This is a genomic window from Roseomonas sp. SRI_022, assembly GCF_057586215.1.
Map to the genome: position 1 here is coordinate 91,846 of NZ_JBYCZL010000023.1, position 9,485 is coordinate 101,330.

The 9,485-nt window shown below is 70.3% G+C and carries 11 protein-coding genes; 7 read left to right on the forward strand and 4 right to left on the reverse strand.

Annotated elements, in window-relative coordinates:
* Window positions 1-7: 7 nt before the first annotated feature.
* Complete coding sequence (locus AC2YHJ_RS20755) at window positions 8-358, reverse strand: DMT family protein (RefSeq protein WP_487398077.1); 351 nt, start codon at window positions 356-358, stop codon at window positions 8-10.
* A 21-nt stretch (window positions 359-379) separates the two neighbouring features.
* Entirely contained in the window at window positions 380-1,648 is a 1,269-nt protein-coding gene (locus AC2YHJ_RS20760; RefSeq protein ID WP_487398078.1) for an AmpG family muropeptide MFS transporter, read from the reverse strand.
* A gap of 107 nt (window positions 1,649-1,755) precedes the next feature.
* Between AC2YHJ_RS20760 and AC2YHJ_RS20765 the strand changes: the two genes are divergently transcribed.
* Complete coding sequence (locus AC2YHJ_RS20765) at window positions 1,756-2,295, forward strand: Yip1 family protein (RefSeq protein ID WP_487398079.1); 540 nt, start codon at window positions 1,756-1,758, stop codon at window positions 2,293-2,295.
* 51 nt (window positions 2,296-2,346) lie between these two features.
* Here AC2YHJ_RS20765 and aqpZ read toward each other — a convergent pair whose 3' ends face one another.
* On the reverse strand, window positions 2,347-3,054 hold the full coding sequence (aqpZ, locus tag AC2YHJ_RS20770) for an aquaporin Z (protein ID WP_487398080.1): 708 nt from the start codon (window positions 3,052-3,054) through the stop codon (window positions 2,347-2,349).
* 104 nt (window positions 3,055-3,158) lie between these two features.
* Entirely contained in the window at window positions 3,159-4,745 is a 1,587-nt protein-coding gene (locus AC2YHJ_RS20775; RefSeq protein WP_487398081.1) for a bifunctional metallophosphatase/5'-nucleotidase, read from the reverse strand.
* Window positions 4,746-5,018: 273 nt separating this feature from the next.
* Here AC2YHJ_RS20775 and AC2YHJ_RS20780 point away from each other — a divergent pair, with 273 nt between their 5' ends.
* The 6 genes from AC2YHJ_RS20780 to AC2YHJ_RS20805 form a co-directional block, all read left to right on the forward strand.
* The gene (locus tag AC2YHJ_RS20780) at window positions 5,019-5,906 is read left to right on the forward strand and encodes a sulfite exporter TauE/SafE family protein (RefSeq protein ID WP_487398082.1); all 888 of its coding nucleotides are present in this window, start codon (window positions 5,019-5,021) and stop codon (window positions 5,904-5,906) included.
* Window positions 5,903-6,697, forward strand: coding sequence for a TIGR02186 family protein (locus tag AC2YHJ_RS20785; protein WP_487398083.1), 795 nt, complete (start codon window positions 5,903-5,905; stop codon window positions 6,695-6,697). The genes AC2YHJ_RS20780 and AC2YHJ_RS20785 overlap by 4 nt, the downstream gene beginning before the upstream one ends.
* An 8-nt stretch (window positions 6,698-6,705) precedes the next feature.
* A complete protein-coding gene (locus AC2YHJ_RS20790; RefSeq protein ID WP_487398084.1) occupies window positions 6,706-7,212 on the forward strand; it encodes a universal stress protein in 507 nt (168 codons plus the stop codon).
* Window positions 7,213-7,622: 410 nt separating this feature from the next.
* Entirely contained in the window at window positions 7,623-8,192 is a 570-nt protein-coding gene (locus AC2YHJ_RS20795) for a NifU family protein (protein ID WP_487398085.1), read from the forward strand.
* A 298-nt stretch (window positions 8,193-8,490) separates the two neighbouring features.
* Complete coding sequence (locus AC2YHJ_RS20800) at window positions 8,491-9,087, forward strand: malonic semialdehyde reductase (RefSeq protein WP_487398086.1); 597 nt, start codon at window positions 8,491-8,493, stop codon at window positions 9,085-9,087.
* Window positions 9,088-9,259: 172 nt separating this feature from the next.
* Window positions 9,260-9,485, forward strand: a 226-nt coding sequence (locus AC2YHJ_RS20805) for a hypothetical protein (RefSeq protein WP_487398087.1), incomplete at its 3' end; no start/stop codon positions are given.

Sequence of the window (9,485 nt, forward strand, 5' to 3'; positions counted from 1 at the left end):
GGGCGGTTCAATCCACCGGCAGGAAGATGAACACGACCGCGCCGACAAGGCACGCCCCGGCTGCGAGGAAGTTCCAGCGCAGCGTCTCGCCCAGGAAGGTGACGCTGAACACGGCGAAGACGACCAGCGTGATCGCTTCCTGCATGATCTTGAGTTGCTGCGCCGTGAAGACGCCCGCGGTGAACCCGATCCGGTTGGCCGGCACGGCCAGGCAGTATTCCAGCAGTGCGATGCCCCAGGACACGAGGATCGCGAGCCAGAGCGGCCAGTGCGGCGCCTTGAGATGCCCATACCAGGCGAAGGTCATCAGCACATTGGACGCGATGAGCAGGAGCGGGGTCAGCAGCCAGGGGGACATGGGCCTTCCTTGCGGGTCGGTTCAGCGCTCCGCCGCGGCGGGTCGGGGCGGCGGCAGGCGCTGCAGCAGGAACAGCATGATGCCCATCGCCGGCAGCGCCGCGACGGTGGTCAGCACGAAGAAGGCCGGCCAGCCCATCATCTCCGCCAGCCAGCCGGAGCTCGCCCCCAGCGTGCGCAACGGCACGGCGGCGAGCGACGACAGCAGCGCATACTGCGTCGCCGTGAAGGACCGGCTGGTCAGCGCCGAGAGGTAGGTGACGAAGGCCGCGTCAGCCAGGCCGTCCGTGAAGTTCTCCACCCCCACCTGGGCGAACAGCATCCGCAGATCGTGCCCGGCGAAGGCGAGCGCGACATACATCAGGTTGGACAGCATCTGCGTGACGCCGGTCAGGATCAGCGCCCGCCCGGTGCCCATCCGCGCGACCACCCAGCCGCCGGCCAGCGCGCCGGCCAGCGTGGCGAACAGCCCGAACACGCTCGACACCGACGCGACCTCCAGCCGGCTGAAGCCGAGCTCGCGATAGAAGGGCGCGGTCATGATGCCCGCCAGCGCCTCCCCCAGCTTGAACAGCGCGACGAAGGCGAGGATGGCGAACCAGTAGCGGCGGCGGAGGAAATCCGCGAAGGGCTCGACGATGGCGATGCGCAGCCGTGCCGACCAGCCCGGCGGGGCTTCAGGCGGCGGCCGGCCGGGTTCGGCGGCGGCCATCACGGCGGCGAAGCCGACCCCGATCATCGCCGCGCACATCGCGAAGGCAAAGGACCAGCCGCCGAATTCCGCCATGGCGAAGGCGCCGGCACCCGAGGCCAGAAGCGCCCCGCGATACCCCCAGACATAGCAGGCGAGGCCATAGCCCTGTTCCCGCTCGGCGAGGGATTCGATGCGGTAGGCGTCGATCACGATGTCCTGGCTGGCCGACAGGAAGGCGACCCCGACCGCCATGGCGACCGTCACCGTCGCATCCACGGCCGGGTCCGTCAGCCCGAGCGCCACGATCGCCAGCGCCAGCGCCGGCTGGATCACCGCCAGCCAGCCGCGCCGCCGCCCGAGGCCCCGGAAGGCCGGCGGGGCGGCATGGTCCAGCACCGGCGCCCAGACGAATTTCAGCGAATAGGCCAGGCCGATCAGCGCCGTCAGCCCGATCGCGGTCAGCGGAATGTTCGATTCCGACATCCATTGCCGGAGCGTGAAGGCGGTCAGCGGCAGCGGGACGCCGGCCGAGAAGCCAAGGGCGAGCAGGACCAGGAAGCGCCGGTCGCGCCAGTGGGGAAGGGCCGATTCGGGCATGGCGGCAGGCTGGCAGAACCCAGATCACACCGCCAGCGCGCCGGGCTTGCCCCGGCGCGGGGCGCCCGCGCAGTATCGCGCCAGCAACGACACCAGCAGGGGGCAGCATGAATGAGCTGATCGCACGGGTGAGGGGCATGATCCTGTCCCCGGCGGATGAATGGCGGGCGATCCAGCGGGAACCGGTGGAACTGGTGCCGCTGATGACCCGCTACGTGATGATCCTGGCCGCGATTCCCGCCATCGCCGGGATGCTGCTGCTGATGTTCTTCGGCCTGTTCTTCGCGGCCATCGCCAGCGCCATCGTCGGCTATGTCCTGTCGGTGGTCGGCGTCATCGTGACGGCCAAGATCGTTGAGATCCTGGCCCCGAAATTCGGCGGCCCGAGCGACGCGGACGCGGCACTGAAGCTCGCCGCCTTCGCACCGACCGTGGCCTGGGTCGCAGGGGGTGCGATCATCATCCCGATCCTGGGCGGCGTGGTCGCGCTGATCGGCGCCATCTACGCGCTCTACACGCTGTACCTCGGCGTGCCGATCGTGATGCGCGTCCCGCAGGAAAAGGCGCTGACCTTCACCCTGGCGGTGATCGGCGTCGCCATCGTGGTCAACATCGCCGTGCGGATCCTGACCGGGATCTTCGTCTGACGCGGCCAGGTCCGGCACCGGAGGGGCAGGCGCCCCTCCGGGCCGCGCCGCTCAGCGGCCTTCGATCTGCGCCTCCTCATCCGGCCAGATGGTGCGCGCGACGATCCCCGCGACCACCGCGCCGACGATCGGCGCCACCCAGAACAGCCAGAGTTGCTGCAGCGCCCAGCCGCCGACGATCAGCGCGGGGCCGGTGCTGCGCGCCGGGTTCACCGATGTCTGGGTGACCGGGATGCTGATAAGGTGGATCAGCGTCAGCCCCAGCCCGATGGCGATCGGCGCGAAGCCGGACGGTGCCTTGCCGTGCGTCGCGCCCAGGATGATGATCAGGAAGAAGAAGGTCATCACGACCTCGCAGATCAGCCCCGCCATCATGCTGTAGCGACCGAGGGAATGGTCGCCATAGCCATTGGCCGCGAAGCCGCCGACCTCGAAGCCGGGTTTGCCGCTCGCGATGGCATAGATGATCCCTGCCCCGGCGATGGCGCCCAGCACCTGGACGATGATGTAGGGCAGCGCCTCGCCGGCCGGGAACCGCCCGCCTGCCACCAGCCCCAACGTCACCGCCGGGTTGAGGTGGCAACCCGACACATGCCCGATCGCATAGGCCATGGTCAGCACCGTCAGCCCGAAGGCTAAGGAGATACCAAGCAACCCGATCCCGTACTCGGGAAATGCGCCCGCGATTATGGCCGAACCGCAGCCGCCAAGCACCAGCCAGAGGGTACCGATGAACTCGGCGGTCAGTTTACGTGACATGCATTCAACTCCCACTTCCATGTCGTCAACACGGAACCCGGTTCCGCAACAGGTACGCTAGCGCACCTGTCCGGTCAGGCCACAAGGGATCATTCCGCGGCTGTTCAGCGTGCCGTGATCCGCCCATCCAGCGTCATGGCCGCACCCCGGCCTTCCGCGATCACCTCGGCCAACGCTTCCTCCACCAGCACGCCGCCGTCATAGGGATCGAGCGCGCGGTCGCGGAACATGGCGTAGCCATCGCCGCCGCGGCGCATGAAGTCGTTGGTCGCGACGCGATAGACCCGCCCCGGATCGAGCGCGACGAAGGCGCTGCCCTGCGCCACCTCGGCCATGCGAACCCGGCTGCCCGGCGGCGCGGCGGGGTCCCAGACGAAGCGGATGCCGGCGACCTGGGGGAAGCGCCCGGCGGTGTCGGCACCCTGCGACAGGCCGTTCTCCAACGCCGCCAGCACATCCGCCCCGCGCAGCCCCATGGTCGCGACGGTGTTGCCGAAGGGCAGCGTGGTCAGCACATCGCCATAGGTCACCTGCCCGCCCGGCAGCCCGGCGCGCAGCCCACCGCCATTGGTGACGGCGATCTCCGCCCCCGGCGCGCGGGCCAGCATCGCCTCGGCCACCAGATTGCCCAGCAGGCATTCGCCGCGCCGGCATTCCGCATTGCCCATCGCCGCCGGCAGCGTGCCGACCACGCGGCGGCGCGTTTCCGCCAGCGGCCGGGCGAATTCGGCGACCATGGCCGCGACGCGGACATCCTCGGGGAAGGCGGCGCCGATCGGCGCGCAGCCGCCGCCCATCGCCACCAGGCGCCCATCCGCCGCGACATCGAGGTCGAGCATGCCGAGGAACCGCCCATAGGCCCCCGTCTGCACGATGCGCACGCTGCGGTCCGGCCCATCGACCAGCACCGGGAAGGGCCCGTCGGCATCGGGTTCATTGGCGAGCAGCGTGTGTGAATGGCCGCCGACGATGATGTCGATCCCCGGCACCCGTGCGGCGATCGCCCGATCATGCCCGTAGCCAAGATGCGACAGCAGCACGATCGTCGCGGGGCCAGTGGCGCGGATCTCGGCGATGGCGCGGGCGGCGGCCTCGGCCGGGTCGGTGAAGCGCAGGTTGCGCCCGGGGGAGGAGAGCAGCGGCGTCTCGGGCGTCGTCACGCCGATGAAGGCGATGCGCGCACCGCCGCGCATCGTCGCCCACCACGGGCGCAGCTTGCCGTCGAGTTCGGGTTCGGCGCGCGTGTCGATGTTGGATGCGAGGATGGGGAAATCGGCGCCCGCGACGAAGCGCGCCAGGTTCGCCGCGCCATTGTCGAATTCGTGGTTGCCCAAGGTCATCGCCTCGCAGCCCCAGGCCTTCATCACCGCGAGCTCGGCCGCACCGCGATGCTGCGTATAGAACAGGCTGCCCATGAACTCGTCGCCGGCATCCACCGCGACGACGCCGCGCCCATCCGCCTGCGCTTCGGCCTTCGCGGCGGCGATGGCGCCGGCGAGCCGCGCCGAGCCGCCGAGGCAGGGGTCGTTCGGCCGGCAGGCCGCGCCGGTCGCGCGCGCCACCGGTTCATGGCGGCTGTGGAAGTCGTTCACATGCACCAGCCGCAGCCGGTGCGCGGCCTGCGCGAGGCCGGGGCGCAGCGCCGGCGCGGCCAGCGCGGCACCGAGCAGGAGACGACGGGTCAGCATCATGGTCGGTGCCTCGTGAAGCGCGTTCGGGACGTCCGGCGCCGGGGAGGAATGCCGCGCCCTGGTGCCGGGCGCCAGAATGCGCCGAATGCGGCGGTAACAAACAGTGCCTCCATCGGCGTCGCGGCGTTCGGCCCGGGCTGCTGCCGCAATCCTGCCTCGCAGCCGGTCGATTATGCCTTGTCGCTTCGGCCCGCGGGGTTCAAACCCCGCTGGACGAAGCTCTGTTGCTATCGAGGCCCGGACGCGTTGCAGGTCTACCTGCCGATTGCCGAAATGAGTGTGGATGGCCTGCTGCTGCTGGGCATCGGCTTTGGCGTGGGCTGGCTGTCGGGCCTGTTCGGCGTCGGCGGCGGCTTCCTGCTGACGCCCATCCTGATCCTGATCGGCATCCCTTCCCCCGTCGCGGTGGCGTCGGGGGCGAACCAGACGCTTGGTGCCTCGGTCTCCGGGCTGATGGCGCAGTGGCGGCGCGGCAATGTCGATGCGCGCATGGGCGTGGTGCTGCTGGTCGGCGGCTTCGTAGGCTCGGCGCTCGGCGTCCAGCTATTCGCGATCCTGCGCAAGGCCGGCCAGGTCGACCTTGCGGTCGCCATCTTCTACGTCGTCATCCTCGGTTCCGTCGGCGTGCTGATGGTGCGCGAGAGCGTGCGCGCCATCCTGCGCCGCCGCCGGACCGGCGTGGCCGCCGCGAAGGCGCATGAACACACCTGGCTGCACGGCCTGCCCTTCAAGATCCGCTTCCGCAAGTCGCGCCTGTACATCTCCGTCGTGCCGCCGCTGCTGGTCGGCTTCGGCATCGGCATCCTGTCCGCGGTGATGGGCGTGGGCGGCGGCTTCATGCTGGTGCCGGCCATGATCTACCTGCTCGGCATGCCGACCTCGGTGGTGATCGGCACCTCGCTGTTCCAGGTCGTCTTCGTCTCGGCCAACGTCACGCTGCTGCAGGCGGTGCAGGTGGGCAGCGTCGATATCGTGCTGACCCTGCTGCTGCTGGCAGGCGGGGTGGTGGGCGCGCAGTTCGGTGCCTCGATGGGCACGAAGCTGCGCGGGGAGGAAACGCGCGCGCTGCTCGGCATGCTGGTGCTGTCGGTGGCGCTGGGGCTGCTCTACGACCTGGTGCGCACGCCGGAGAACCTGTTCGCCATCGGGCCGGCACCGTGATCCGCGCCGCGGCGCGTGGGCTGGTGCTGCTGCTCGCGCTCGCCGGCGCGGCCCAGGCCCAGGCCCCGGCCGCCCCCGCCGCGCAGGCAGCGGCGGCGGCGGCGAATACCCCGCAGCTCACCGCCGACCTCTCCACCGACCGGGTCGAGATCACCACCGGCTTCACCGGATCCTCCGTCATGGTCTTCGGTGCGACCGAACGGCTGATCGGGCCTGAGAGCGGGGACGACGTGGTCGTCGTCGCCTGGGGCCCGTCGCAGGCGACGGTGGTGCGGCGCAAGGTCAATGTGCTGGGGTTCTGGCTCAACGGCCCCTCGGCGGTGTTCCGCGAGGTGCCGGGCTTCTATGCCATCGCCGCCACCCGCCCGGTGTGGGAGGTGCTGCCGGAGGATACCCGCCGTGCCGGGCGGCTTGGCCTCGATTCCCTGCCGCTGCGCGCCAGCGGCAGCCAGGCGCCCGCCTTCCGGGCCGCGCTGCTGGAACTGAAGCAGCAGGATGGCCGCTGGCAGGAATACGCCGCCCCGGTCAACGTCGCCGGCGGGCGGCTGTTCAGCGCCCGCGTGTCCTTCCCCGACACCGTGCAGACGGGCGATTACCGCGTCGAGGTGCTGCTGGTGCGCGAACGGCGGATCGTCGCGCGGCAGGAACTGTACCTGCGCGTCGATCGCGTCGGCACGGCGGCGTCGATCGCCTACGTCGCGCGCACCGCGCCGGTCGTCTATGGTGTGGTCTGCATCCTGCTGGCCGCCCTCGCCGGGTGGTTCGGCAGCGTGATGTTCCGCCGTAACTGAGGTTCGCGATGCCCGGAAGCGAGGAAGCCGCCGCAGCCGCCACCGCCGCCAAGCGGGACCGCATCTTCCTGGTCGTGGTGGATGACAGCCCCGAACGCGCGGTGGCCATGCGCTATGCCTGCCTGCGCGCACGCAAGGGCGGCGGGCGCGTGGCGCTTCTGCGCGTCGTCGAACCCGTCGGCCTGGTCGAATGGGCCGGCGTCGGCGTCATGATGCAGGAGGAACGGCGGGAGGAGGCAGAGAAGATGCTTTCCGCCCTCGCCGCCGAGGTGAATGAGATCACCGGCGGCTTCCCCATCCTGATCATCCGCGAGGGCGAGCCGCGCGACGAGCTGCTGAAGCTGCTCGAGGAGGACCCCCGCATCTCCATCCTGGTGCTGGCCATGGCGCCGGGCGGTGGCGGGCCAGGGCCGCTGATCACCGCGCTGACCGGCCGCTATTCCAGCCGGCTGACCGTCCCGATGACGCTGGTGCCGGGGACGCTGGACGAGAAGGAACTCCAGCGGATCACGTGAGTCTTTTTTCTGCCCTCGGACGGCGGGCGCCGCGCATCCGCGCGGCTTGCCTTCGCGCCCTGCACTGGTGCGCGGGCGACAACGGGCAGTCTGGGCGCGGTCGCGCTTTGCGCTCCTGGCCCGAGGCCGCAGCCTCGGGCCGCTTTTGTTTGACCCCCAAGCGCCGGGCGGCCCGCATCCGCGGGCCTTGGCTTTCGCGCTCTGCACTGGTGCGCTGGCGGCGACTGATGGTCGGGGCGCGGTCGCGCTGTGCGCTTCCGGTTCGATGCAGGGCGTCAACCTGGGTTTCCGGGCCCCGCGGCACCAGGGATGCCCTGGCGGCGTGGCAGGCACCGGTTGCTCGAAGGTTGCGCCCCGGGGGATTCCGGACCACATAGGTCGGGATTGATGATCACACCCGGAACATCGCCATGTTCATCGAGACCGAAGCGACCCCCAACCCCGCCACGCTGAAGTTCCTGCCCGGGCGCGACGTGCTCGGCAACCGCGGCACCGCCGACTTCATCGCGGCCGCCGAGGCCGCCGGACGCTCCCCGCTCGCCGAGCGCGTCTTCCTGGTGGGTGATGTCGCGCGCGTCTTCCTCGGCGCCGACTTCGTCACGGTCACCAAGACCGACGATGCCGACTGGACCATGCTCCGCCCGCGCATCCTCGGCGCCATCATGGAGCATTTCCTGTCCGGCATGCCGGTGATGGAAGACGGCGAGGCCGATGGCGAGCATGGCGCGGATTTCGATCCCGCCGATGAGGAGATCGTCGCGCAGATTAAGGAACTGCTCGACACCCGCGTCCGCCCGGCGGTCGCCGGCGATGGCGGCGACATCACCTTCTTCGGCTTCCGCGACGGCATCGTGCGGCTGCGCATGCAGGGCGCGTGCTCGGGCTGCCCGTCCTCCCGCGCCACGCTGAAGCATGGCGTCGAGAACATGCTGCGCCACTACGTCCCCGAAGTGGTCGCGGTGGAGCAGGTCGAGGCCTGATACCCGACGGTCGCCTCGGGCGACCGTCGGTGAGATTTTGCTTGATCCCTCAGACGGCGGGCGCCGGCCATCCGGCCGTCTTGCCTTCGCGCCCTGCTCTGGCGCGCTGTCGGCGGCTGACGGTCTGGGCGCGGTCGCGCCTTGCGCTCCTGGCCCGATGCGCCGCATCGGGCCAAGGGGCCGGCCCCATACCCATCATTCACATCCCTGATCGCCGCCATCGGCCGCGCCCCCTGGCGGGATTGCGGCCATCGGTCATATGCGGTGCCATCGACCCTTCGACATTCAGGACATCACCATGGCCCATGAGACGATCGACGCCGCCGCCCTCGACCAGCTGTTCCGCGAGGCCCGCACGCAGAACAAATGGCAGGACCGCCCGGTGCCGGATGCCAAGCTGCACGAGCTGTACGAGCTGCTGAAGTTCGGGCCGACCAGCGCCAACGCCTCCCCCGCCCGCTTCGTCTTCGTGCGCACGCCGGAAGGCAAGGCGAAGCTCAAGGAAGCGCTGTCCGCCGGCAACATGGAAAAGACCATGAACGCCCCGGTCACCGTCATCGTCGCCTACGACCTCGACTTCTATGACAAGCTGCCGGTGCTGTTCCCGCACTCGCCGGACGCCAAGTCCTGGTTCACCTCCAGCCCGTCCTTCGCCGAGCAGACCGCCTTCCGCAACGGCTCGCTGCAGGGCGCCTACCTGATCCTCGCGGCGCGCGCGGTCGGCCTCGATGCTGGTCCGATGAGCGGCTTCAACAACGCCAAGGTCGATGAATTGTTCTTCGCCGGGACGCGCTGGAAGTCGAATTTCCTGGTCAATCTCGGCTATGGCGACCCGGAGGGCCTGTTCGCCCGCAACCCGCGCCTGGCCTTCGAGGAAGCTGCCCGCTTCGAGTAACGCGGCCAGGCCTTGCCGATGAGCGCATCATCGGCAGGGCGAAGGGCCGACCCGGCGGATCCGGCGCCGAAATCCTTCACGCCGCGATGCGTCGCGACGGGCGCGGTGCTTGAACTCGGCGCCGCGCGGGCCGATCCTTGATCGCATCGAATGTCCGGCAGGGACGTGCAGCATGTCTCGACGCCTTTTGACCACCGCCGCCGCGCTGATCGGCCTGATCGCCGCGCCGGATCTTGCGACCGCCCAGAAGGGCCCAGGCGACAGCCGGCCCGCCGTCATGCCCTTCGGCGCGGTCGGCGCCGATGGCGCGGCCGCGATCGGCGCCGGCCTGCGGCTGTTCCCCACCGCGACCGGTGCGGCCGCGTCGCCAGCCGCCCCGGCCCCGGTTCCGGTCAGCC

Excerpts from the sequence above, each read along its gene's own strand:
- AC2YHJ_RS20765 (WP_487398079.1), top strand. The coding sequence starts at position 1,756 with ATGAATGAGCTGATCGCACGGGTGAGGGGCATGATCCTGTCCCCGGCG.
- AC2YHJ_RS20755 (WP_487398077.1), bottom strand. The coding sequence starts at position 358 with ATGTCCCCCTGGCTGCTGACCCCGCTCCTGCTCATCGCGTCCAATGTG.
- AC2YHJ_RS20775 (WP_487398081.1), bottom strand. The coding sequence starts at position 4,745 with ATGATGCTGACCCGTCGTCTCCTGCTCGGTGCCGCGCTGGCCGCGCCG.
- AC2YHJ_RS20780 (WP_487398082.1), top strand. The coding sequence starts at position 5,019 with ATGAGTGTGGATGGCCTGCTGCTGCTGGGCATCGGCTTTGGCGTGGGC.
- AC2YHJ_RS20760 (WP_487398078.1), bottom strand. The coding sequence starts at position 1,648 with ATGCCCGAATCGGCCCTTCCCCACTGGCGCGACCGGCGCTTCCTGGTC.
- AC2YHJ_RS20790 (WP_487398084.1), top strand. The coding sequence starts at position 6,706 with ATGCCCGGAAGCGAGGAAGCCGCCGCAGCCGCCACCGCCGCCAAGCGG.
- AC2YHJ_RS20795 (WP_487398085.1), top strand. The coding sequence starts at position 7,623 with ATGTTCATCGAGACCGAAGCGACCCCCAACCCCGCCACGCTGAAGTTC.
- aqpZ (WP_487398080.1), bottom strand. The coding sequence starts at position 3,054 with ATGTCACGTAAACTGACCGCCGAGTTCATCGGTACCCTCTGGCTGGTG.
- AC2YHJ_RS20800 (WP_487398086.1), top strand. The coding sequence starts at position 8,491 with ATGGCCCATGAGACGATCGACGCCGCCGCCCTCGACCAGCTGTTCCGC.